Genomic DNA, 24,083 nt, shown 5'->3' with positions numbered 1-24,083 from the left:
ACATTTCTCCACGGGGAAGGTTCAGTCGATGTCTCGTCAGCGCTCCAACAAAGGAAACCAGCGGTCACGCAACAGCAAGATGCAGCGTCGCCGTCGCACAGTCGGTCTTACCGGTACCGCCGGTGCTTTTCTGGCGTTCGGGATGACGCCGTTAACCGCTGCACCTGCGGCGCAGGCCGATGACTTCGGCTTCCTTGACAACCTCCTGGACCCGATCATCAGCGCCATATCGGGTGTCGACCCCACGCTGGCCACGGATATGAGTGACTGGCTCGCGGGTCTGGACTCCGCGCTGAACGGGGCTTCCACCCTCGACGCGCCGAGTCTGGCCGCAACCGACTGGGCGGCGTTATACGACCAGTACGTCTACATGCCGGGCTACGAGTGGGACCAGGACTGGATCAACGGCACGACGTTCTTGGGCAACTTCACGGTGCAACTCGACGACTCGCTGAACAACTTCTGGCAGGCCATCGGCGGCCAGGGCATCCTGATCGGTAACGGGGATCCGGGCATGGACGGCGGCACGCTCGCCCAGGCCGCCGGTGGTGTCGGCGGATTGTGGTTCGGCGACGGCGGCGCGGGCGGCACCGCCGCCGATGGGAGCGGCGGCGCCGGCGGGTTGGCGTACGACGGCAACGGTGGCGCAGGCGGGGCCGGCGCCGACGGCGGTGATGGCGGCATAGGCGGCAACACGGCCTATGGCATAGGCGGCGTCGGCGGGACCGGCGGGACAGGAGTCGCCGGCGGCGACGGCGGAGCAGGTGGCGACGGCGGCAACGCGACCGGCTGGTTCTTCGGCATCGGCGGCGCCGGCGGAACCGGCGGTACCGGCGGTACGGGTGTAGCGGGAACCGACGGTTATGCCGGGTTCACCCACAGCGACACCACCGGCACCGGAACCGATGGAACCAACGGCCTGACCGGTGGCAACGGCGGGGTCGGTGGCGACGGCGGTAAGGGCGCGACGTTCCTTGGCAGCGGCGGCGCCGGCGGAGCGGGTGGCGACGGCGGAGAGGGCGGCGCAGGTGGCGCTGGCGGAGCCGGGGTCATCGTTCCGCCGAGCCCGCTCGACGCCGCGGGCACCGGTCAAGGCGGCAACGGTGGCGACGGTGGAACCGGCGGCAAGGCCGCGACCGGCGGCAATGGCGGCACCGGCGGATCCTTGGGCAGCGCAGGACTTGACGGTGCCAACGGCACCGGTGGCGCCGGCGGCACCGGTGGAGCCGGCGGCGCGGGCGGCGGCGGCGTCGCGGGGGTCGGCGACCAGCTGGTGGCCGGCAACGGCGGTGACGGCGGTGACGGCGGCACCGGCGGCGCCGGCATCGATAGCGCCGGCGGCGGCGCCGGCGGCACCGGTGGGGTCGGCGGCGCCGGCGGCGACGGCCAGGGCGTGGTCTCCCAAACTGACCCCGGCACCCTGCTGACCTCGTTCACCGCGCAGTCCGGCGGTACCGGCGGCAGCGGCGGGGCCGGCGGTACCGGCACCGGCGACGGCGCGAACGGCGCCGGCGGTGACGGCGGCGCCGGTGGGGCCGGTGCCAGCATCGGAACGGGTGCAAGCGGCGGCGCCGGCGGCGCCGGCGGCGGCGGTGGCGCGGGCACCGACAGCGGGCCCGGCTACGGCGGTGGCGGCGGCGGTGGTGGCGGCGGCGCCCTCATCGCAACCGCTACCGGCGGCGGGGTCATCAACGCCACCGCGACCGGCGGGGACGGCGGCGCCGGCGGCGCCGGCACCGATTCCGCCACCGGCGGAGCGGGCGGCACCGGCGGCTACGCGAGCGTCGAAGGCTTGAACGGCGGCACCGTCACCAACGCCACCGCCATCGGCGGCGCCGGCGCGGACGGCAGCACCGACGGCGGCACCGGCGGCGCCGGCGGCGGGGCCTTGGTTCAGGCGAGCAACACCGGTAGCACGGCCACCGGCACGGCTACCGGCGGTGCCGGCGGCGCCAGCGTTGACGGCGGCGCCGGTGGCGCGGGCGGACGCGGCACCGTGTGGGGCGGCTACGCGAACACCCCCGGCAGCTCGGCCAGCGGCAACGCGACCGGCGGCGCCGGCGGTACCGGCGACGGTACCGGCAGCACCGGCGGCGACGGCGGCAACGGCTGGGTGGTGGCCGCCACCGGATATGGCAACAACACCGCCGTCGCGAGCGGTGTCGCCACCGGCGGCGCCGGCGGCAACGGCAGCACCGGCGGCCACGGCGGTGCCGGCGGCACCGGCATCGTTGGCGCCGGCACCGGCGGTAACCCCAGCGGCGGCACCGCCCTCAACGGCACCGGCACAGGCGGCGCCGGCGGCAACGGCTACGACAGCGGTACCGGCGGCGACGGCGGCACCGGCTTCGTCATCGGCCAGTACGGCGCTGTCACCACCGGTGGTACGGCCATCGGCGGCGCCGGTGGCGACAGCGGCACCGGCGTCGGCAACGGCAACGGCGGCAACGGCGGCTACGGCTACTTGGATTCCGCTATCAACACCTCCGGCGGCGTCTCCCAGGGCGGGGCTGGTGGTGCCGGCGGCGACGGCGGTACCGGCGGGGCGCTCGGCGGGGCCGGCGGGGCCGGCGGCAACGCGCAGATGTGGCTGGGCACCGACAACACCTCCACCGGCGGAAACGGTGGGGCCGGTGGAGCAGGCGGCGCCGGCGCCGGGAACGACGGTGGCGCCGGTGGGGCCGGCGGCTATTCCAGCGTCAACGGCTACGGCCCGCTCAACTCCATCACCGACAGCTCCGCCACCGGCGGGAACGGCGGGGCCGGCGCGGATGGCGACGCCACCTCCGCCGGTGGTGACGGCGGCGACGGCGGGGCTGCATACATCGACGCCAACGGCGGTGGCACCGTCGACACCAGCAGCGCCACCGGCGGGGACGGCGGAGCCGGCGGTGCCGATGGCGGCAGCAGCGGAACCGGCGGCAACGCCTACGTCAACGCGAGCAACGGCGCCAGCATCACCGGCACCACGGTCGCGGGCAACACCGGGGGCGTCGGCACCGACGGCGGTACGGGCGGCACCGGCGGCGACGGTATCGCCGCGGCAACCGGCGCCGGCAGCAGCATCACCGGCAAGGCCACCGGCGGGGTCGGCGGACTCGGTGACGCGGGCACCGGCGGCAACGGCGGTAGCGGACAACTCATCGTCGACAGCGCCGGCGGTACGGTCGGCGGCGGCAATGCCGCTGTCGGGCAGGGTGGTAACGGTGGCGAAGGCAGCGACGGCGGCCACGGCGGCAACGGTTCCTGGGGTGAACTTGAGGCCGACGGCCAGGGCGGACTCTCCTACGGCACCTCTACCGGTGGCAACGGTGGCGATGCGACCGGCACCGGCAGCGTCGGCGGTAACGGCGGCAGTTCGGATATCGAGAGCGCCAAGACGACGCAGTTCTTCGATAACCCGACCGCCGGCGGTCCTGGCGGGACGGCCAGCGGTACGTCGACCGGCGGTGACGGCGGTGCGGCCAGCACCGGCGGCCACGGCGGTGCCGGCGGTAAGGCCAGCATCGCGGCCGGCGGCGAGGATGCCGTCGCCAGCGGCACCGCGCAAGGCGGCACCGGCGGCGCCGGTTCCGGCGGCGGCCAGGGCGGCGCGGCGGGCTGGAGCCGGGTGAACGCACTGGGCGCCAACAGTCTGGCCACCGGCGACGACGCCACCGGCGGCGACGGTGGTGCCGGTGCCCTCCTCGGCACCGGCGGCAACGGTGCCGACGGCAATGTCGCCGCGGGTCTCGACAGCACCGGGACGTCCACCGACCACCCGACGGTGACCAACTCCTCGGGCACCGGAGGCGATGGCGGTAGCGGCACCGGCTCCGGCCACACCGGCGGAAACGGCAGCGAGGGCGATGTCTACGCCATCAACGCCCAGGTTATCGACGACCAACACACCGTCGGCACGGGCGGGGCCAACAATCCGTAGCCCCGAACGCGTCCCCCTGATCACCTCGTGATCAGGGGGACGCTTGTCTTGCGGTAGACCAGCCAGCGCAGCTCGACCGGGGATTCGTCGCGGGTGACGTCGAACACGTCCAGTCCGCTGGCCCAGCCATCGAACCAATCGGTCGGCGGCCAGGCCCCCTCGGGCAGGTGGGTTTTCTCGTAGTCGTAGGCGGAGTCGTCGCTGACGAGTTCGAGCGGCAGCGCGGCCAGCGCACCCGCCAGCTCGTCTCGCGTGAAGATCATGGTGTTGCACTGCTGGCCGAGTTCTCGCGCGGCATCATCGGGTGCATAGCCCGGGTGCGCGAGGAAGGTGTTGAACACCAGCTGCCCACCGACCGCCAGGCAATCCGCGGCAAGTTCGAACAGGCCACGCAGTTCGTTCACCGTCCGGAAATCGGGTACCACCTCAGCGGCCACCATCAGCTGGTAGTCCTCGTGAACACCCTCCATCGCGGTGAACACGTCACTTTGGATCACCCGGATGTCGAGCGAATCCTGTTGGGCCCCAGAACGAATGATGTCCGCGAAGGCCGGCGCCATTTCGACCGCATCCACCGGGTGGCCGCGCCGGGCCAGCGCCAGCGCGTTGCGCCCGGTCCCGGCGCCGACATCGAGCACCCGATGGGCCCGCGGATCGGCGGCTTGCTCCGCCAACGCCCATACGCGTGCATCCGGTTCGCTCCCGAACAGGGGTCCCTCGCGCGTGTCGAGCCAGCGGTCGTATTGCACGTCGAGCGGTGACCACTCGGCTTGGACTCGATAGTGCAGCGCCGTACCGAAAGGAACCTGGTAGGACACGACGATGTTCGACCGCGAGGGTGCCTTGAACGCCTTGCCCAGCTCGGCCCGCAGCACCTTGGTGAGCTGAGCGGTCTCTTCAGGGCTGTAATGCACACCCAGGCCGGCGAAGATGTGCTCGCAGATTCTGACGTATTCATCGAGCAGGCCTGGAACGGCGGGCAGCACGATTTGACCCTCCGCCACCATCCGGCGATACAGGCGTCGAGTCATCGCCGCACGCAGGGTCAACGGATCGAAGATCACTGACCGATCCTGCACCACACGCGCACGTTGCGCCCGTTACGCCTCGGCCGCGGCAACCTGACCGCTGGCCGCCGCCTCCTGCAACGCCTGGTAGTCGCGTTCGTTCTGATCGGCGTAGCCGCCCGCGAACCGGGCCAGCGCCTCGTCCGCGGTGTCACCGGATCCCAGATAGCCCGCGATCGCGATCCGGTCACCGGAACGACCGTGCGCCCGGGCCAACACCCGTCCACACGCCCGGCCATAGCCGGCCAGCACTTTCGGGCCCATCGCCTCCACCGCCGCCGAACCCTTCATATCCCAGAGCTGACGCACGTAGTAGTCACCGTCGTGGCCGTCTGGACCGGCGGCGTGCAACCAACCCAGCAGGGTGTCGCTGGCCGCCTGGATCAGCCGCTGCCCTTCCACGACTCGCTGGCCGCAGTTGGGATACAGGCTGGGCTGCAGGTAGCCCTCCAGCACCGACAGCTGCGCCTCCTTGACCTGCATCAGCAGCGCATCGTCGTCGTCGCGACCCAGCATCAGCACCACCCAGCAGTGGGTGCCCACGCTGCCCACACCGACGACTTTGTGGGCCATCCCGACATAGTCGTAGCGGCCGGCCAGCACGCGGCGATGGCTGGGCAGGCTGTCCATATACGTTTCGATCAGCTCGCCCATCTGCTGGTTGTAGGCAGCGGCCAGATCCGGCGCGACGAGCTCTTCGACGGGTACCAGCAACGGCGGATCACTGGCCAGGCAACGCTTTCCATCGACCACCCGGGTCAGCTTCGAGACCGCCCGCCGCCCGTCGCGGGAACGTGCCTTGGCGGCGGCGCGCTGAATCTCCTTGCCCAGCTTCGGATCGACACTGTCGATCAGCGCATCGTCGACGACGGCCTGCGCGTACCACATGTCCAGCTCGCCCAGCGCGGCAAGCTCACGCATCTGGATCCGGTAGGCCTGCGCACAGTCGCGTACCACGGCGTGCTGTTGGTCAACGCCAAATCCGTTGCTGCGGGCCAAGACCGCCAAACTGGCCACCAGCCGTTTGAGATCCCACTCCCACGGCCCGGCCAGGGTTTCGTCGAAGTCGTTGACGTCGAATACCAGGCTGCGCTCCGGGGTGGCGAACAACCCGAAGTTCGACAGGTGCGCATCGCCGCACAGCTGTACCGGCAGCCCGGTGTGCGCCCCGGCGGCCAGATCGGAGGCCATGATCAGCGCCGCACCCCGGAAGAAGGCGAACGGCGACACCAGCATCCGCTGATATCGGATCGGCACCAGCTCGGGCACCCGGGTGACCGCTTGGGATTCCAGCAGCGCCACCGGATTCGGCCGATCCAGCGCCGGTTCGTAGTCTGCCAGAGCTGAACGCGGCAAAGCGACCCGCCGCGACCGGCCGAAGTCGTGTCGATCCGCGGCTGTCATGCCCGGAGTTTAGGTTCTACATCCGCCTGCGCTGCTGAAAACGACGTCCAGATTGACTTATCGCCCCGCAAAACGGGGTTTTGTGAAATTTAGGCGTCGATCTCAGCAGCGACCGGACCTACTCCTCGTCGAGTGCCGCGGCGACCTCGTCGGAGATGTCCACGTTGGTGTAGACGTTCTGCACGTCGTCGCTGTCCTCGAGCGCGTCGACCAGCTTGAACACCTTGCGGGCGCCTTCCACGTCGACCTGCACGCTGACCGACGGCTGGAACCCGGCCTCCGCCGAGTCGTAGTCGATGCCGGCTTCGACCAACGCCGACCGCACCGCGACCAGATCGCCGGGTTCGGAAATCACCTCGAAGCTGTCGCCCAGATCGTTGACATCCTCGGCACCGGCTTCCAGCACCGCAGCCAGCACGTCGTCCTCGCTGAGCCCGTTCTTGCCCAGCGTCACCACGCCCTTACGGGCGAACAGGTAGGCCACCGAACCGGGGTCGGCCATGTTGCCGCCGTTGCGGGTCATCGCCACCCGCACTTCGCTTGCGGCGCGGTTGCGGTTGTCGGTCAGACACTCGATCAGCACCGCCACCCCGTTGGGGCCGTAGCCCTCGTACATGATGGTCACGTAGTCGGCGCCGCCGGCTTCCTCACCGGCGCCGCGTTTGCGGGCCCGCTCGATGTTGTCGTTGGGCACCGAGGACTTCTTGGCCTTCTGGATGGCGTCATACAGCGTCGGGTTTCCGGCCGGGTCACCGCCGCCGGTTCGGGCGGCGACCTCGATGTTCTTGATCAGCCGGGCAAACTCCTTGCCACGGCGCGCGTCCTTGACGGCCTTCTGGTGCTTGGTCGTGGCCCACTTGGAATGGCCGCTCATCGCTCGCCTACCTCACTGTTACTTCAAGAAGTTCGCTCGCCGAGTCTACGGGTCACCCGCTGCGCACCCCAGCGGACTCCCCCGGGCCCCGTCAGCCCAGGTCGCGCGCTGGGGGCTGCTCGGGCGGGAAGAAACCGGGCACCCATCGCTCGATCAGCGCGGCGTAGTCGACATGGGCATCGAGCTGCACGGCCACCCCCACCAGGCCCCCGAGGGTGCGCAGCAACATCACGTAGCCGGCCGGGATGGTCAGCTGCCGGGCGACCTTGAACCGATCACCGAACCCTTCCTCGAACGGATCCGAGGTCGCCAACGCCGTCTTCTGGAACCACGCCCGGGTGAAGTGGAATTCGCCGGAGCGCAGCGGGTCGATGTAGGCCCACAGCGGGCCCAGGTACTCCACCAGCTGCTCAGAGCTCAGGTTGTAGCTGTGCGGCATGAAGCCGAGCTGCTTGAGCAGCCGGATCGCCTCGTCCCATTGTTCGTCGCGTGCCCAGCAGAGCAGTTCACCGAACTCGGGCGGGATCCCGCCGGCATGCTCGGCCACCGCGCCGAAGTCGATGACACCCAGCCGGCCGTCGCCGAGCATCATGAAGTTGCCCGGGTGCGGGTCGGCGTGCACCAGGCCGACCCGTGCCGGCGAGCTCAGGGTGAACTCCAGCAGCAACGCGCACGCCGCGTCGCGTTCGGCGCGGGTGCCTTCGGTGATGATCTGCGAGAGTCGCCGGCCCTCAACCCATTCGGAGATGATGGCCTTCGGCGAGCTGGCCACCACGGCCGGCACGAAGAATTTCGGGTCGTCGGCGTACGCCTTGGCGAAGGCACGCTGATTGTCGGCCTCCTGCCGATACTCCAGCTCCTCCTCGACGCGTTCGCTGACTTCGGCGATGATCCGGTCCACATCGGCTCGCGGCACGATCTGCTTGACGATCCAGCTGGCCCGTCGGATCAGTTTCAGGTCGGCGCGCAGCGCCTCGTCGGCACCCGGGTATTGGATCTTGACCGCGACCTCGCGGCCGTCCTTCCAGATGGCCCTGTGCACCTGACCGATGCTGGCGGAGGCGACCGCGGTGTCATCGAACGATTCGAAGCGATCGCGCCATTTGGTGCCGAGTTGGGCGTCGAGCACCCGGTGCACCTTGGCGGCCGGTAGCGGCGGCGCCTCGCTTTGCAGCTTGACCAGCGCCTCGCGGAACGGGTCGGCGAACTGCGGAGGGATCGCTGCTTCCATCACCGACAGCGCCTGGCCGACCTTCATGGCGCCACCCTTGAGCTCACCCAGCACCTTGAACAGCTCGTCGGCGGCCTTTTCCAGGAGCTCGGCGTTGACCTCCTCCTTGGACTTGCCGGTCATCCGCTTGCCCACACCCAACGCGGCGCGACCGGCCACCCCTGCCGGCAGGCTCGCCAACTTCGCGACCCGGCCCAACCGTCCCCGCACGATGTCTGCCATCCGCCCATCATGCCTGGCCGCCGCCGCTGGTGGTACCGCCGGTACCGCTATCGGGTCGGCACGGGTACCCGCGCTTTCAGGCCCGGCCGGTGACGATGTCGACGAACAACCGGTGGATACGGCGATCGCCGGTCATCTCCGGGTGAAACGACGTCGCCAGCACCGGACCCTGGCGCACCGCCACCGGATGCCCGCCCGCGCGGGCCAGCACCGCCACCTCGGGCCCGACCCGCTCCACCCAAGGGGCGCGAATGAACACCGCGTGCACCGGATCGTCCAACCCGGCGAACTCCAGATCGCCTTCGAAGGAATCGACTTGACGGCCGAACGCGTTGCGTCGCACCGTGATATCGATCCCGGACAGCGGAAGTGCGACGCGTTCGCCGGTTCCGGCATCCAGGATTTCGGTGGCCAGCAGGATCATCCCGGCGCACGATCCGTACGCCGGCAGCCCGTCGGCCAGTCGTTTCCGCAGCGGTTCCAGCAGATCCAGTTCACGCAACAGGTGACTCATCGTGGTGGACTCCCCACCCGGAATGACCAGCGCGTCGACCGAGTCCAGCTCGTCACGGCGGCGCACCGACACCGGATCGGCTCCGGCATCGGCCAGCGCTGCGAAATGTTCCCGGGTGTCGCCCTGCAGGGCCAGCACTCCGACGCGGGGGCTCCCGTTCACGACGGCGTGAAGCCGCGCGGGTAGCGGGTCAGGCCCTCCTGCATCACCGCAGCCACCATCTCTCCGCGCTGGTTGAAGATCTTGCCCTGGGTCAGTGACCGGCCGGCTCCCGCCGACGGCGAGGACTGGTCATACAGCAGCCACTCATCGGCCCGAAACGGTCGCATGAACCACATCGCGTGGTCCAGCGACGACACCTCCAGGTGGTCCCTCTCCCCGGGGTGAATCGACCAGGACGTGCCCAGCAGGGTCAGGTCGCTCATGTAGGCCAGGGCGCAGATGTGCAGGACCGGGTCGTCCGGCAGCGGGTCGCGGTGGCGGAACCACACCTGCTGCTCGGCGATCTTGCCCGGCATGTGCGGCAGCTGATCGCGCGGCACCCGGCGCAGGTCCCATTCCTCGAACTGCCGGAAGCCTTCGTCGTCGAAGGCGATCATCGCGCTGATGGGCGGCATGTCCTCGGGAGACGGCGCACCGGGCATCGCGTCTTGGTGGCTGATGCCGTGCTGAGCGACCTGGAACGACGCCGACATGTGGAAGATGGCCTCGCCGTGCTGCACCGCACTGACCCGGCGAGTGCAGAACGAGCCGCCGTCGCGCACTCGCTCGACCAGGAACACGGTGGGCGCCACCGGATCTCCGGGCCGCAGAAAATATCCGTGCAGGGAGTGGACCTGGTAGCGCGGGTCCACGGTGCGCACGGCCGACACCAGAGACTGTCCGGCGACCCGGCCTCCGAAGGCACGGTTCCGCGCGCCGGGGGTGGTGTTGACCACCGTGCTTCGGAAGATGTTGATCTCGAGTTGCTCGAGATCAAGGATCTCTTCGATCGCCATACAGGTTGTATTACCAGCCGCGCTCGGCCAGCCGGTGCGGTTGCGCGATCTCCTCGACGTTGATGCCGACCATGGCCTCGCCCAGGCCGCGCGACACCCGCGCCAGCACGTCCGGGTCGTCGTAGAAGGTGGTGGCCTTGACGATGGCAGCGGCGCGCGACGCCGGGTCGCCGGATTTGAAGATGCCCGAGCCGACGAACACACCCTCGGCACCGAGTTGCATCATCATCGCCGCGTCGGCGGGGGTGGCGATACCGCCGGCGGTGAACAGCGTGACCGGCAGCTTCCCGGCCCGGGCCACCTCGGCGACCAACTCGTAGGGGGCTTGCAGGTCTTTGGCCGCGACATAGAGTTCGTCGTCGCCCAACGTGCCCAGCCGGCGGATCTCCGCGCCGATCGTCCGCATGTGGGTGGTGGCGTTGGAGACATCCCCGGTGCCCGCCTCGCCTTTGGAGCGGATCATCGCCGCGCCCTCGGTGATCCGGCGCAGCGCCTCACCGAGGTTGGTGGCCCCACACACGAACGGCACGGTGAACTTCCACTTGTCGATGTGGTTGGTGTAGTCCGCGGGGGTGAGCACCTCGGATTCGTCGATGTAGTCCACCCCGAGGCTCTGCAGGATCTGCGCCTCGACGAAGTGCCCGATGCGGGCCTTGGCCATCACCGGGATGGTGACCGCGGCGATGATGCCCTCGATCATGTCGGGGTCGCTCATTCGCGACACCCCGCCCTGGGCGCGGATGTCGGCGGGCACACGTTCCAGGGCCATCACCGCGACGGCGCCGGCACCCTCGGCGATGCGGGCCTGCTCGGGGGTGACGACATCCATGATGACGCCGCCCTTGAGCATCTCGGCCATCCCCCGCTTAACCCGCGCCGTTCCGGTCTGCCCGCCGGCGGGCGATCCGTTCTGCGCCGCGCTGTCCACTGATGCTTCTCCTTGCTGACCCGGGATACTCGCTCAGTGTAGTGGGCAGCCGCCAGCGGATTTCGGGCCTCGCCGCTGCAGCGCTACAGCGGTGTTACTCGGATGCCACGAAGACCGGTCCGGCCGGTGGCGGATCGGCGACCAGCGCGGGCAACACGAACACCCGCACGTAGCGACGGACCTGCTCGGCGTCATCGACGCCGGGAATCAGCCCCAGCAGCAGCCCCAGGGCGACCGACAGCACGAAACGGGCGGCGTCCCCGGGTAGAAGCCCGGCCCGCAAATACTCGCCCGCCTCCGCAAACCCCAGCTCGTACTGCCCGGCCAGCATCTCGCTCAACGTCGCCGACTCAGCGATCAGCGCGGCAACGTTGCCCTCCTCGGTGTGCTCGGAGATCACCCGCAGCAGCGGGTCTTGACCGACTTCGGTGGCCACGATCACCAGCGACTCGGTCACCAGTTCGGCGGGGTCAGCCGCCGTCTGGAGCCGGGTGGCGATCTCGGCCATCTTGCGCGCGGCGACCCGCACCACCAGCGCGTCCAGCAACTCATCTCGGGTGGCGAAGTGCCGATAGATCACGCCGCGGGTGTAACCGGCCTCGCGTGCGATGGCCTGCATCGTCGATGCCCGGTAGCCACGCTGGCCGAAGGATCGTTCGGCGGCATCGAGCAGCAACTCGCGGGCATGCTCGGGCGGATTGCCGCCGCCGGGCGGGCGGCCCCGTCCCCGCACCGTCATCGCCTGCCCCTCGCGTCGAATCGCCTCGCCGACATATATGGACATCTCCGTTCAAATGTTTATTATTGGTGGAAGGTGCGTTTCCAACGAAGGGATCGTCGCATGGTTGCTACGTTTGCCGGAGTACCCGAGCAGCGCGACTGGCAGGCGGTGTTGGGTTCGTGGCGGCTGCTGGTCAATCCGGGCAAGAATCAAGGCTGGTCATTCGAGCTGATCGTAGGCCTGGCGGCCCCCATCCTGGCGCGCAGCTACCACCAACTGCGGGCGCATCCCAACGGCCGGCGTTTGTTCGCCGAGAAGCCGGATTTGCTCGCCGTGCTCGGCGACGATGACTACCTGGCGTCGCTGCCGGTCGGGTCGCTGGGCCATGCCTACCGGTCGTTTCTGCGTACCAACCGGCTGGACGCCGGCGTGTTCGACGTGGACACGGTGATAAGGCCGATCGCCGAACGCCGGGGCTGGGATGACGACTTCTTCTACATGATCCGGCGCGGGACCGCCCTGCACGACATGTTCCACACCCTGGGCGGCTACGGCCCCGACATCGGCGGCGAGTTCGGCAACCTCGGCTTCCACTGCGGCCAGATGGAGCCGTCGGGTGCGCTCAAGGCGCTCACCCTCGCCGGGCTCGGGTCCATCATCCCGGTTTCGCCGCGTCGCAAATTGCGCTACTTCCGCGAGGCGGTTCGCCGCGGGCAGCGTGCCGACAACCTGATGGCCGCCCCCTACGAGGAACTCCTGGACAAGCCGATCACCGAGGTGCGGGAGTTGCTCGGGGTCGAGCCGACGCGGCGCGCCCACCGCGACGGGCACATGTTCGTCGGCTGGATGCCGCCGGGGATGAAACCGCCGACGCGATGGGACTACGACGCGGTGCTGCAGAGCGCGTAGCTCACATGGTCAACACCATGCGGTAGCGGGCCCTGCCCTCCGCCATGGCGGCATAGGCCTCCGCGGCGTGGTCCAGCGGCCGCTCTTCGATGCGTGCCCGCACCCCGGACAGCACCGCGAACTGCATGGTCTCCTCGACGTCGCGTGCGGTGCCGGACGGGTGGCCCACCACGCTGAGCCCGGGCGAGATCAGCTGCACCGGGGAGATGGGCAGTGGATCGGGGGTGACGCCGATGATCACCAGCTCACCCCGTGGCGACAGCCCGCCGAGCGTGTCTGCCATGGCGCGCGAATTGGCGGCGGTGGCCAGCACCACCGACGCGCCACCGAGGTCCCGCAGCGCGGCCGCCACATCGCCCGCCGTCGAGTCGATGTAGTGATGGGCGCCGAGTGCTCGGGCATCCTCGGCTTTGGCGGCGCCGCGGGCGATGGCGATGGTTTCAAAACCCATGGCCCGGGCGAACTGGACCCCGAGGTGGCCCAGGCCGCCGAGGCCGAGCACCGCGACGCGATCACCGGCGATCGCGCGCGTCGAGCGCAGTGCGTGATACGTGGTCACTCCCGCGCAACCCATCGGGGCGGCCTCGGCGAACGACAGACCGTCGGGAATCTTGGCCAGCGCGTTGGCCGGAACCGTCACCGACTCCGCATATCCGCCCGGGTAGTGCCAGCTGGGCACCTGCCCATTGGCGCAGTGGATGAAATCACCTTTTCGGCAAGGGATGCAGTGGTTGCAGTGACCGCCGAACCAGCCCACCGCGACCCGGTCGCCGACTTCCCAGCCCGCCACGGCCGCTCCGAGTTCGGCGATGGTGCCCGCGATTTCGTGCCCGGGGGTCAGCGGCCAGGTGAGGCCGGGGAACCCGCCGTTGACGATGCCGTGGTCGGTACCGCAGACCCCGCAGGCCGCGACGGCGATGCGCACCTGATGTCGCAGCGGGGCGATGGTTTCGGTTTCGACGACGGCCAGCTCCCCGCCGGCGGATGCTACGTGGACGGCGCGATGGGTCGGCATCGGCTCATCGTAAGCACTGACCCACCACGTCGCGAGGGTGACCACCATGCCGGGGTATGACGCCGTGCATGCGTACAGGTGCGCACCCTCGTGGCGGGGATGCTCACTCGATTGACCGTGGGCCTTCACCGGGGCGCGGGCTGTCCGCCAGGGTGTTCGCCTCATCCAGTAGCTCGGCGAGCTGGCGCGGATACACCGTCTGGCCGGCGTCGGACAGCTCCGCGATGGCGGCGGCATCACACCAGCGATACCCGTGCAGGTAGCGCTGCTCAAGGCCGGTGCGCCCGGCGTCGGAGGGCTCGAAGCGCCGGGTACGGCACACGAAGAAGAACTCCTGGCTGTCGATTTCGGCGCCGTTGAACTCGAATCTCGCGTCGCGGCGCCAGACCGGCCCGATCAGCTCGGCCGCATCCACCCGCAGTCCGGTTTCCTCGGCCAACTCGCGGACCGCGGCGCGGGCCAGCCGCTCCCCCGGCCGCACCTGACCGCCGACGGTGAACCACCAGCGCGAGGAATCGGGTCCGGGCAGGGCCGGGTCCGACCCACACAGCAGCAGCACCGCGCCGTCGTCGTCGAGCAGCGCGACCCGCGCCGACGTGCGCGGGACCCGGTGATCGGTGTGCGCGACCGCGGCGACCGCGTCGGGCCGCTCGGCGATCTCGAAGTAGCTGGGCAGCGGGGCCCGCCCGCCCAGCCGGAGCATTCCCACCACCGGCCGTTCCCGCAACGCGAGCGTGTCGCGTACCGCATCGTTGTGGAATCGGCGGGCCAGCAGCACCCGGGCCTCGGCGTCGGCCAGTTCGGCGACCAGTGCGGCCGGCAATGCTGCCGGATCAACCAGCGCCAGCGCCGCCGACAGCTCGTTCTCGGCCGACTCCCGGGCGATCCGGGGCGCACGTTCGGCGGTATCAGCCAAGGCCGCCAACCGCTTTCCCTCCGGCGCACCGTGGTAGGCGTCGACAGCCACCGCGCGGGCCACCACCGAGCGGCGGGCCAGCGCCGCGTCCAGCGCCTGCCAGGACAGGTCGCCGCGGACGTGCAGCCGGTCCAGCCGATGCGCCGTCTGGTAGGCCCAGCCGCCGAGCAGCAGCAGCACCAGAACGACCAGCAGCGCGAGCGCCACGACCGCCGAGATCATCAACTGGCCACCTGCACCTTGCTGCCCGGACTGACCACGGTTTCGTAGACCCGCATGATCTGGGCAGCCACCACCGGCCAGTCGTAGCGGCGCACCGCCGTGGAGCCGGCCTCGACGTAGCGTGCGGCCAGTGCATCATCCTCGAGCACCTCGGCCAGCCCGGCTGCCAGCGCTGCCTCGTCGCCGACCGGCACCAGCCGACCGGCCTCGCCATCGCCCAGCACCCGCCGGAAAGCGTCAAGGTCGCTGGCCACGACCGCGGTGCCGGCGGCCATCGCTTCGACCAGCACGATGCCGAAACTCTCCCCGCCGGTGTTGGGCGCGCAGTACACGTCGGCGCTGTGCAACGCCGATGCTTTCTCGGCATCGTCGACCTGCCCGAGGAACCGCAGATGTCCCGCCAAATCTCCGGCCCGGCTGCGCAATTCATCCTCGTCACCGGGTCCGACGATCAACACCTGCACGTCGGGTATCCGCTGCACCAGCGCCGGCAGCGCCCCGAGTAGTACCGCCATCCCCTTTCGGGATTCGTCGTAGCGGCCCACGAACAGCACGGCACGGCCCGGCCGCGGATAACCATCCAGCAGTGGAGCCGACGAGAACGCGGCGACGTCAACACCATTGGGGATCTCCACCGCATCGGTTCCCAGCGCCTCCATCTGCCAGCGCCGGGCCAGGTCGGACACCGCGATGCGTCCGATGATCTTCTCGTGCATCGGCCGCAGGAAGGACTGCACGACGCTCAGTGTCAGCGACTTGGTCGTCGAGGTGTGAAACGTCGCCACAATCGGGCCCTCGGCCACGTTCAGCGCCAGCATCGACAGGCTGGGAGCATTCGGCTCGTGCAGGTGCAGCACATCGAAATCGCCCTCGGAAAGCCATTTCTTGACCTTGCGGTGGGCGGCCGGGCTGAGCTGAAGCCGAGCCACCGACCCGTTGTACGGGATGGCGACGGCCTTGCCGGCCGAGACGACGTAGTCCGGCAGCGCCACGTGCGGTGACGCCGGCGCCAGCACGCTGACCCCATGGCCTCGCTCGCGCAGCACCGCGGCCAGTTGCAACACGTGTGCCTGTACCCCGCCAGGCACGTCGAACGAGTAGGGGCACACCATGCCGATCCGCATCAGCGCTCCTCCAACCGGGCCCGTCGCTCGTCGGACAGGTCGGCCAGCCACTGGGGTTGCAGCATGTGCCAGTCGGCGGGATGCGCGCCGATGTTGCGGGCGAACTGGTCGGCGAGCGCCTGGGTGATGACACCGACGTCGCCGCTGCTGGTGTCCAGTGGTGGATGCAGGTTGACCCGCCAGCCGCGGCGGGTGAACCAGCAGTGGGCCGGTACCAGTGCCGCTCCGGTCTCGATGGCGAGTTTGGCCGGGCCGGCCGGCATCCGGGTGGGTTCACCGAAGAAGTCGACCGGCACCCCGGAGCGGGTCAGGTCGCGATCCGCCATCAGGCACACCGGCCGGTTGTCGGCCAATCGTTCGGCCAGCACCTCGAACGGCGGCCGCGCGCCACCCGACAACGGCAGCACCTCGAACCCGAGGCTTTCCCGGTAGTCGACGAAACGCCGGTACAGCGACTCGGGTTTGAGCCGCTCCGCGACGGTGGTGAACCTGCCGTGGGTCTGGACCAGCCACACCCCGGCCATGTCCCAGTTCCCGCTGTGCGGCAGCGCCAGCACGACGCCACGCCCGGCCGCCAGCGCGGCGACCACGTTGTCCTTGCCGGTGACCGCGGCGTCCAGCTGCGGGGCCAGCGCGGCATGGTCCATCGACGGCAGCCGGAACGCCTCGCGCCAGTAGCGGCCGTAGGAGGCCAACGAGGCCCGCATCAGCGACGCCGGCACGAATTTCGGTGCGACGCCGATGACCCGGGCCAGGTTCTTGCGCAGCTGCTCTGGACCGCCTCCGAGCGCCGCGTAGCGGGCACCGGCGTCGAACACGTTGCGGGCTGCGAACTCTGGCATGGCGCGCACCATCCGCCAGCCGGTGGCATACCCCCAGTCGGTCAGCTGCCCCTCCAGCAGGCTTCGCCCGGGCAGCTCCCACCCGGCCGGGACCTCGCTCACGGCTCGGGCTTCTCGCGGCGCTGGTCCGGGTCCGCCGGCTGCAACGGTTGCGCCGCACCGGGCGATATCCGCACCGCGTGCAACCGCTGCGCGCAGGTGATCAGACTGGCCGCGGCCAGCCCCCACACGGCGATCGGCAGCGCCGGTGCCAGCGGGATGACCGGCAGGTCGGACAGTCCCGCGCCGGTCAGCACGATGATCAGCCGCTCCTGGCGCTCGATCAGCCCGCCGTCACCGCGCAGCCCGCTGGCCTCGGCCCGGGCCTTGATGTAGGAGATCACCTGCGAGGTCACCAGACAGATCAGCGTCGCCACCATGAGCGACGGGCTGTGCAGCCCGAACGCGGCCCACCACAGCAACCCGGCGAACACCGCGCCGTCGCTGATCCGGTCGCAGGTGGCGTCCAGCACGGCGCCGAACCGGGTACCGCCGCCGCTCTGCCGCGCCATCGCCCCGTCAACCAGGTCGAACATCACCCAGAACCAGATCACCAGCGCGGCAGCGAACAAGTGTCCGCTGGGAAACAGCGTGAGCGCGGACAGCACCGCGGCAGCGGTGGCGAAGATCGTCACGCCGTCGGCGGTGAAGCCCATCCGCAGCAGGGCCCGGCCCACCGGGTTGGTCAGCCCGGACACCGAGGCCCGCGACAGGAAGCTGAACGCGCTCATGACTGTCTGGCCCATTCGGCGGCCAGCAGCGCCCGGGTGTCGCGCAACAGCTGCGGGATCACCTTGGAGTTGCCGACGATCGTGATGAAGTTGGCGTCGCCGCTCCACCGCGGCACCACGTGCACATGCAGATGTTCGGCCAGCGAGCCGCCCGCCGAGGATCCCAGGTTCAGGCCGACATTGAACCCGTGTGGCCGTGAAACCGCCTTGATCACCCGAATCGCCTTCTGGATGAACGCCATCAGCTCGGCGCTCTCGGTGTCGGTGAGGTCCTCCATCTCCGAGAAGCGCCGGTAGGGCACCACCATCAGGTGCCCGGGGTTATACGGGTACAGGTTCAGCACCGCGTACACCTGCTCACCGCGGGCCACCACCAGGCCGTCCTCATCGGACAGTGTCGGGATGTCGGTGAAGGGCCGTTCGGATCGGGCCGACCCCGACGCGTCGCGCTGCAGCGGGGCCTCGGCGAGGTACGTCATCCGGTAGGGCGTCCACAGCCGCTCCAGATGATCGGGGCGCCCGACGCCTCTGTCGGTCACGGTCGCCGTCTCCTCGCGCGAGCGCTCGTCGTCGCCACCACGGGAGTCCGCCACGGTCGCCGTCTCCTCGCGCGCGTCGTGCTCGGCCTCGCTCACGTCGCGCCGCCCACCTTCACCAGATCTGCTGTGGGAACGCTGTTTTCGCGTTCAGCGATCCACCGAACGATCGCGGCGACGGCCTGATCGCGGGGAACCCCGTTGATCTGGGTGCGGTCGGGGAACCGGAAGCTGACCGCTCCGGCCTCGACATCGCGGTCACCGGCCAGCAGCATGAACGGCACCCGCTGGTTGGTGTGGGTGACGATCTTCTTGGCCATCCGGTCGTCACCGGAGTCGACGTCCACTCGTACCCCGGCGGTCTTCAACTGCGCGGCAACAGATTGCAGGTAGGGCACATGCTCGTCGGCGACGGGGATACCGACCACCTGCACCGGGGCCAGCCAGGCCGGAAACGCGCCGGCGTAGTGCTCGGTGAGCACCCCGAAGAACCGCTCGATCGAGCCGAACAACGCCCGGTGGATCAGCACCGGCCGCTGCCGCGTCCCGTCGGCCGCGGTGTATTCCAAGTCGAAGCGGTCCGGCATGTTGAAGTCCAGCTGGATGGTCGACATCTGCCAGGACCGCCCGAGCGCGTCTTTGACCTGCACCGAAATCTTCGGCCCGTAGAACGCCGCGCCGCCCGGGTCCGGAACCAGTTCCAGCCCGGACGCCTCGGCGACCTCCCGCAGCGTGTCGGTTGCCTCGTCCCACACTTCGTCGGACCCGACGTATTTCTCCGGATCCTTCGTGGACAGCTCCAGGTAGTAGTCGTTCAACCCGTAGTCGGCGAGCAGATCCAGCACGAACTGCAGCAACGAGGTCAGCTCGTTGCGCATGTCCTCGCGGGTGCAGTAGATGTGGGCATCGTCTTGGGTCATGCCGCGCACCCGGGTCAACCCGTGCACCACACCGGAGCGTTCGTATCGGTACACGGACCCGAATTCGAAGAGCCGCAACGGAAGTTCCCGATACGAACGCCCCCGGGCGCGGTAGATCAGGTGGTGCATCGGGCAGTTCATCGGCTTCAGGTAGTAGTCCTGGCCCGGCTTGCGCAGCTCACCGTCGTCGCTGTATTCGGCGTCGATGTGCATCGGCGGGTACATGCCGTCGCGGTACCACTGCAGGTGCCCGGAGGTCTCATACAGGTGAGACTTGGTGATGTGCGGGGTGTTGACGAACTCGTATCCGGCCTCGATGTGCTTGCGCCGCGAGTAGTCCTCCAACTCGCGACGCACGATGCCGCCCTTGGGATGGAAAACCGGTAGACCCGAACCGATTTCGTCGGGGAAGCTGAACAGGTCGAGCTCGACGCCGAGCTTGCGGTGATCCCGACGCTGCGCCTCCTCGATCACCTCGAGGTGGCGATCCAATGCCTCTTGCGACTCCCAGGCGGTGCCGTAGATGCGTTGCAGGCTGGCGTTTTTCTGGTCACCGCGCCAGTACGCCGCCGAGGAACGGGTGAGGGTGAACGCCGGAATGAAGCGGGTGGTCGGGATGTGCGGGCCGCGACACAGGTCACCCCAAACCCGTTCCTTGGTACGCGGATTGAGATTGTCGTAGGCGGTCAGCTCGTCGCCGCCCACCTCCATGATCTCCGCGTCGCCGGACTTGTCGTCAACCAGTTCCAGCTTGTAGGGCTCGTTGGCCAGCTCGGTGCGGGCCTGGTCCTTCGACTCGTAAACCCGCCGGGCGAACAGCTGGCCGTCCTTGACGATCGCCCGCATCCGCTTTTCCAGGGCTGCCAGGTCGTCCGGGGTGAACGCCTCGGGCACATCGAAGTCGTAGTAGAAACCGTCGGTGATCGGCGGGCCGATGCCCAGCTTGGCCGCCGGGAACAGCTCCTGTACGGCCTGGGCCAGCACATGAGCGCAAGAATGCCGGATCACGCTGCGACCGTCGTCGGTGTTGGCCGCGACCGGGGTGACCTCGACGTCGGCATCGGGGATCCAACTCAGGTCGCGCAGCTTGCCCTCGGCGTCGCGCACCACCACGATCGCGTCCGGGGCGCCACGGCTGGGCAACCCGGCGTCGCGCACCGCGGCGGCGGCGGTGGCCCCGGCAGTCACCCGGATCGGAGCTTGCGGGGAGCGCAAGGCCGGCGCAGCCGGGCGCGCCGGGTCGCCGCCATCGGCTCCGGGTGATGCAGGGGCGCTCATGGCGGGCTCTCCAGGTGTGCAGGCGGTGGATACGGTCGCGACCATGCTATCGGGGCGGCCGCAGGGCAGCCCTCACGGCTGGCCCGGCTTCAGCAGAATGAACAGCCCCTGGGCCTCGGTCAGCAGGGTGTCGCCGTCACACAGCCTGCCGGACACGAAGATCTTGCGCCCGTCGACCCGGTCCACGCCGCCGTCGACCTGCAACTCCTTCTCGATCGGCACAATGCTGCGGTAGTCGATGTGCAGGTAGGCGGTGCGCTGGAACAGGTTGCCGGTCAGCAGCGCCGACGTCATGCCCAGCACCGAATCGAACAGCAGACCCAACGCGCCACCGTGCACGGCGCCGTTGCGGCCCAGATGGAAGCGGGCGAATCGGGCGGTGCCGCGCATCCGGTCGCCGTCGCGCCGCATCTCCATCGGCACCCCCAGGATGTTGCCGCGATTCGGCAGATCCATCCGCCGGCCCGACGGGGCCGACCATTCGTCGGAGTCGAACGGCGCGAGCAGCGTCGAGACCTTCTCCAGCAGGTCGGCGGCCTCGGTGATCACGTCGTCGGGCGCATCGACGAGCCGGGCGTGATCCTGCATGGTGCGGACCGCCGCGATGAACCGACCGTAGTCGGGTCCGCCCTTGGTGGTGGGTTGCGGCGGGTTGAATCCGCCACCGGGGTGTTCGACCATCACCACACCGTATCGGGCGGGCAGCCGGGGAAATGTCAAGCTGGACCCGTGGATATCACCAAGCTCGCAGGGCAGCCGTTCACCTATCCGGATGTGGGCGCCACCGCGGGTGCACTGCCGCACGGCTATCACCACATCACCGTGTCGGCGCGCATCGGAACCGGGCGGCAACGCTTCGAAGACGCCGCCGACGCCGTCATGCGTTACGGCATGCAGCGCGGCTCCGGCCTGCGGGTTACGGCCAGCAGCGATGTCGCCGCCGTGGACACGGTGCTGGTGGTGCGCCTGGGCGTGTTGCCGGCGCCGTGCCGTGTGGTCTACGTCGTCGCCGAACCCGATCGGCGCGGGTTCGCCTACGGCACGCTGCCCGGACACCCCGAGTCCGGCGAAGAAATGTTCTCGGTGCGCTATGACCCCGCCGACGACAGCGTGTACGCCGAGGTGCGGGCGTTCTCGAGGCCCGCCACCTGGTGGAGCAGGCTCGGCGCCCCGGTTGTCTCGCTGGCGCAGCGCGTCATCACCGCGCGCTACCTGCGCGCGGTGTGACGCCCCTGCGTTGCGGCTAGGTCCGCCGCCGTGTTCCGTGGCCGGCGGTGTGCACGGCCTGCGCCAGTCGGGCCAGCACCACGGCGGACACCAGCAGACCGAAGTCGCGCAACGCCACGTCGTAGTAGCCGGGCAAGGTGAGCAGGTCCAGGATGATCCCGGCCAGCCAGGCCGCAACCACCCACGCTCCGATGCGGGGGGCGACCGCGACCAGCAACCCGGCCACGATCTCGATGACCCCGACCAGATACATGTCGCTGGTCGCGCTGCCAGGCAACAGGTTGTCGATCCAGCCGGCCAGGTACTTGCTCCACCGGTCCGGGTCGGTCGGCAACACGTTGAAGAACTTGTCCAGCCCGAACAGGATCGGTGCGACGGTGAACAGGGTGCGCAGCAGGAAAAACGCCTCGAAGAGCGGGTCCTTCAACCGCGCCCCGAGGCTGGGCGTGCTGCTGGCGATCGTGCTGCTCATTGCTGACTCCTTTTTCTAACAGATGACATTTTAAACGTTAGAACTTCGTACAATGTATCGTCAAGGGTCTTATCTTTTAGAAGCGGGTGATCGCGATGGGATCTCTGGAACGCCGCGCCGCCGGGATCGGCGCGCTCGCCGACCCGATGCGCCGCCGGCTCTACGAATTCGTGTGCTCCCAGGCCGGCCCGGTGACCCGCGAGCAGGCGGCCGAGGCCGTCGGGATCGCCCATCACCAGGCCAAATTCCATCTGGACCGGTTGGCCGCGGACGGTCTGCTGGAGACCGACTTCGCCCGGCTGTCCGGGCGAAGCGGCCCGGGCGCCGGCCGAACGTCAAAGCGCTACCGCCGAGCCTCCGACGAGATCGCGGTGAGTCTGCCGCCGCGCGACTACGAACTGGCCGGTCGGCTGATGGCCGACGCCATCGCCGAGTCCACCCGCACCGGGGCGCCGGTCGCAGAGGTGCTCAACCAGATCGCCCGCGACTACGGTCGCGAGATGGGCGATGTGGCGATCGCCGATCCCCCCGCCGATGCCCAGGCCGCCCTCGAACTGGCGGTGGCGGTGCTGCGCGAGCACGGCTACGAGCCCCGCCACCTGGCCGGCGAGGTGCACCTGGCCAACTGCCCGTTTCACGCGCTGGCCCAGGCGCAGACCCAGTTGGCGTGCACCATGAACCACGCGTTGGTCACCGGGGTGACCGAGGCGCTGGACCCCTACCCGCCGCGCGCGCGGCTGTGTCCGGGAGCCGAGCGCTGCTGCGTGGTGCTCAGCGTCTGACTACCAGCGGGTCAGCAGCCGCTGCGCATCGGTGCACAGCTCCTCGATGACCTCGGCCACCGGGCGCGCCGCGGTGACCATGCCCACGCCCTGTCCGGCGTCCACCGGCGCGATCCGGTAGTCCTGGGCGTCGTCGGCGTCGGCCAGCTCGGCGTGGGCCGCAGGGTCGGCAGCCAGCGCCTCCTCCCGACCGCTCCAGCGCGCCACGAAGTCGTTGCGCAGCACGCGCGACGGATACTGCGCCGGCCACGCCAGGCCCTGACCGATGTCGAAGACCCGGGTGCTGACGGTGTCGCCGGCGGCGGCGCCGATGAGGGCGCGGCGCACGCCGTCGGTGCTCAGCGCCTCCACGCAGGCCGACAGGCAGGTACCCAGCCATCCACCGGCGGCCCCGGCCGCCAGTACCGCGGCAAGGCTTCGCCCGGAAGCGATTCCGCCGGCGGCGAGCACCGGCACCGACACCGCGTCGAGCACGACGTCCAGCAATGGCAGCGTCGCGAGCCCGGTCGTACCGTGGCCCCCGCCCTCGGCTCCGCGGGCGACCAGGACATCGACCCCGGCATCGACGGCGCGACGTGCCGTTTCGGCGTCGTACACCTGGGTGGCCGCGACGGTTCCGGCGGCGTGGGCCCGCTGCACCCAGGCGAAGTCGGCGCCGAAGCTGATCGACAGCAGCGTCGGGCGGGCCTCCAGCGCAACGTCGAGCAGCCCGGGCTGGGACCGAACAACCCAGTCCACCAGGCCGATTCCGAATCGCGGCACCTCACCCAGCAGCCGCAGCTGGCTCTGCAGTGCCGCTGCGGTCGCCGTGCTGCCCATGCCGACCATGCCCAGTCCCCCGGCGGCGGTGACCGCGGCGGCCAATCGCCCGCCGGCCACCCCGCCCATCGGGGCGTTGACGATCGGGACCCGCAGCCCCGCGCTGCGAGACCACGCCGTGGCCAACACCGGCGGCTTAGCCGACGCGCATCGAGACGCTCAGCACGACCACCGAGTCATCGACGGCGTCCAGGGCGTGGCGCACCGGTGGAATGGTGACGTAGTCGCCGGCGCGCCCGTCCCAGGTGTCCTCACCGGCGGTCAGCCGAACATGCCCCTGCAGGACCTGCAGTGTCGCCTCGCCGGGACCGTCGTGTTCGGCCAGTCCATGCCCCGCGCTCAGCGCGACCAGTGTCTGCCTCAGGTCGTG

The 24,083-nt window shown here is 69.8% G+C and carries 23 protein-coding genes; 4 read left to right on the top strand and 19 right to left on the bottom strand.

What is annotated here, in order from left to right:
- Positions 1 to 142: 142 nt before the first annotated feature.
- The gene (locus tag AC5Y36_RS17165; protein ID WP_500042139.1) at positions 143 to 3,922 is read left to right on the top strand and encodes a PE family protein; all 3,780 of its coding nucleotides are present in this window, start codon (positions 143 to 145) and stop codon (positions 3,920 to 3,922) included.
- Positions 3,923 to 3,942: 20 nt separating this feature from the next.
- Here the strand turns inward: AC5Y36_RS17165 and AC5Y36_RS17160 are convergent, their stop codons facing one another.
- From AC5Y36_RS17160 to AC5Y36_RS17125, 8 genes are all read right to left on the bottom strand, one after another.
- Positions 3,943 to 4,953 (bottom strand): class I SAM-dependent methyltransferase, encoded by a 1,011-nt coding sequence (locus AC5Y36_RS17160; RefSeq protein ID WP_500042188.1) that lies wholly within the window; start codon positions 4,951 to 4,953, stop codon positions 3,943 to 3,945.
- Between the two features lie 69 nt (positions 4,954 to 5,022).
- Complete coding sequence (locus AC5Y36_RS17155; RefSeq protein WP_500042138.1) at positions 5,023 to 6,393, bottom strand: DUF2252 domain-containing protein; 1,371 nt, start codon at positions 6,391 to 6,393, stop codon at positions 5,023 to 5,025.
- 118 nt (positions 6,394 to 6,511) lie between these two features.
- A complete protein-coding gene (locus tag AC5Y36_RS17150; RefSeq protein ID WP_500042137.1) occupies positions 6,512 to 7,267 on the bottom strand; it encodes a YebC/PmpR family DNA-binding transcriptional regulator in 756 nt (251 codons plus the stop codon).
- 91 nt (positions 7,268 to 7,358) lie between these two features.
- Positions 7,359 to 8,720, bottom strand: a complete 1,362-nt coding sequence (locus tag AC5Y36_RS17145; protein ID WP_500042136.1) for an ABC1 kinase family protein — start codon at positions 8,718 to 8,720, stop codon at positions 7,359 to 7,361.
- Between the two features lie 76 nt (positions 8,721 to 8,796).
- Entirely contained in the window at positions 8,797 to 9,396 is a 600-nt protein-coding gene (pdxT, locus tag AC5Y36_RS17140; protein ID WP_500042135.1) for a pyridoxal 5'-phosphate synthase glutaminase subunit PdxT, read from the bottom strand.
- Complete coding sequence (locus AC5Y36_RS17135) at positions 9,393 to 10,232, bottom strand: acyl-CoA thioesterase II (protein ID WP_500042134.1); 840 nt, start codon at positions 10,230 to 10,232, stop codon at positions 9,393 to 9,395. The genes pdxT and AC5Y36_RS17135 overlap by 4 nt, the downstream gene beginning before the upstream one ends.
- 10 nt (positions 10,233 to 10,242) lie before the next feature.
- Positions 10,243 to 11,160, bottom strand: coding sequence for a pyridoxal 5'-phosphate synthase lyase subunit PdxS (gene pdxS, locus AC5Y36_RS17130; RefSeq protein ID WP_500042133.1), 918 nt, complete (start codon positions 11,158 to 11,160; stop codon positions 10,243 to 10,245).
- Positions 11,161 to 11,254: 94 nt separating this feature from the next.
- Complete coding sequence (locus AC5Y36_RS17125; RefSeq protein WP_500042132.1) at positions 11,255 to 11,944, bottom strand: TetR/AcrR family transcriptional regulator; 690 nt, start codon at positions 11,942 to 11,944, stop codon at positions 11,255 to 11,257.
- Between the two features lie 57 nt (positions 11,945 to 12,001).
- On the opposite strand from AC5Y36_RS17125, the gene AC5Y36_RS17120 reads away from it, so the two are divergent.
- A complete protein-coding gene (locus tag AC5Y36_RS17120) occupies positions 12,002 to 12,790 on the top strand; it encodes a Coq4 family protein (RefSeq protein WP_500042130.1) in 789 nt (262 codons plus the stop codon).
- 1 nt (position 12,791) lies between these two features.
- On the opposite strand, the gene AC5Y36_RS17115 is transcribed toward AC5Y36_RS17120, so the two are convergent.
- From AC5Y36_RS17115 to AC5Y36_RS17080, 8 genes are all read right to left on the bottom strand, one after another.
- Positions 12,792 to 13,805: an alcohol dehydrogenase catalytic domain-containing protein gene (locus tag AC5Y36_RS17115; RefSeq protein WP_500042129.1), complete on the bottom strand. Its 1,014-nt coding sequence runs from the start codon at positions 13,803 to 13,805 to the stop codon at positions 12,792 to 12,794.
- 103 nt (positions 13,806 to 13,908) lie between these two features.
- Complete coding sequence (locus tag AC5Y36_RS17110; RefSeq protein ID WP_500042128.1) at positions 13,909 to 14,943, bottom strand: NUDIX hydrolase; 1,035 nt, start codon at positions 14,941 to 14,943, stop codon at positions 13,909 to 13,911.
- Complete coding sequence (locus tag AC5Y36_RS17105; protein WP_500042127.1) at positions 14,943 to 16,067, bottom strand: glycosyltransferase family 4 protein; 1,125 nt, start codon at positions 16,065 to 16,067, stop codon at positions 14,943 to 14,945. The genes AC5Y36_RS17110 and AC5Y36_RS17105 overlap by 1 nt, the downstream gene beginning before the upstream one ends.
- Positions 16,067 to 17,011: a phosphatidylinositol mannoside acyltransferase gene (locus AC5Y36_RS17100; RefSeq protein WP_500042126.1), complete on the bottom strand. Its 945-nt coding sequence runs from the start codon at positions 17,009 to 17,011 to the stop codon at positions 16,067 to 16,069. Before AC5Y36_RS17100 ends, AC5Y36_RS17105 begins: the two co-directional genes overlap by 1 nt.
- Positions 17,008 to 17,679 (bottom strand): phosphatidylinositol phosphate synthase, encoded by a 672-nt coding sequence (pgsA, locus tag AC5Y36_RS17095; protein WP_500042125.1) that lies wholly within the window; start codon positions 17,677 to 17,679, stop codon positions 17,008 to 17,010. Before pgsA ends, AC5Y36_RS17100 begins: the two co-directional genes overlap by 4 nt.
- A complete protein-coding gene (locus AC5Y36_RS17090) occupies positions 17,676 to 18,272 on the bottom strand; it encodes an ATP adenylyltransferase (RefSeq protein WP_500042187.1) in 597 nt (198 codons plus the stop codon). The genes pgsA and AC5Y36_RS17090 overlap by 4 nt, the downstream gene beginning before the upstream one ends.
- A gap of 38 nt (positions 18,273 to 18,310) precedes the next feature.
- On the bottom strand, positions 18,311 to 20,413 hold the full coding sequence (gene thrS / locus AC5Y36_RS17085; RefSeq protein WP_500042124.1) for a threonine--tRNA ligase: 2,103 nt from the start codon (positions 20,411 to 20,413) through the stop codon (positions 18,311 to 18,313).
- Positions 20,414 to 20,485: 72 nt separating this feature from the next.
- Entirely contained in the window at positions 20,486 to 21,094 is a 609-nt protein-coding gene (locus AC5Y36_RS17080; RefSeq protein WP_500042123.1) for a PaaI family thioesterase, read from the bottom strand.
- Between the two features lie 48 nt (positions 21,095 to 21,142).
- Here AC5Y36_RS17080 and AC5Y36_RS17075 point away from each other — a divergent pair, with 48 nt between their 5' ends.
- Positions 21,143 to 21,640 carry a DUF1990 domain-containing protein gene (locus tag AC5Y36_RS17075; protein ID WP_500042122.1) on the top strand — a complete coding sequence of 166 codons (498 nt, stop codon included), beginning with the start codon at positions 21,143 to 21,145 and terminating at the stop codon, positions 21,638 to 21,640.
- Positions 21,641 to 21,656: 16 nt separating this feature from the next.
- Here AC5Y36_RS17075 and AC5Y36_RS17070 read toward each other — a convergent pair whose 3' ends face one another.
- Positions 21,657 to 22,112: an Rv2617c family stress response/phage resistance protein gene (locus AC5Y36_RS17070; protein WP_500042121.1), complete on the bottom strand. Its 456-nt coding sequence runs from the start codon at positions 22,110 to 22,112 to the stop codon at positions 21,657 to 21,659.
- A 95-nt stretch (positions 22,113 to 22,207) separates the two neighbouring features.
- Between AC5Y36_RS17070 and AC5Y36_RS17065 the strand changes: the two genes are divergently transcribed.
- Positions 22,208 to 22,894, top strand: a complete 687-nt coding sequence (locus AC5Y36_RS17065; RefSeq protein ID WP_500042120.1) for a helix-turn-helix transcriptional regulator — start codon at positions 22,208 to 22,210, stop codon at positions 22,892 to 22,894.
- Here the strand turns inward: AC5Y36_RS17065 and AC5Y36_RS17060 are convergent, their stop codons facing one another.
- Together AC5Y36_RS17060 and AC5Y36_RS17055 are read right to left on the bottom strand one after the other, a co-directional pair.
- Positions 22,895 to 23,842, bottom strand: a complete 948-nt coding sequence (locus tag AC5Y36_RS17060) for an NAD(P)H-dependent flavin oxidoreductase (RefSeq protein ID WP_500042119.1) — start codon at positions 23,840 to 23,842, stop codon at positions 22,895 to 22,897.
- Between the two features lie 7 nt (positions 23,843 to 23,849).
- On the bottom strand, positions 23,850 to 24,083 hold a 234-nt coding region (locus AC5Y36_RS17055), incomplete at its 5' end, for a cupin domain-containing protein (protein ID WP_500042118.1).

It is taken from the genome of Mycobacterium sp. NGS50, assembly GCF_059812545.1.
Note: the sequence above shows the minus strand (reverse complement) of the source record. Positions and strands in the feature narration are given on the sequence as shown.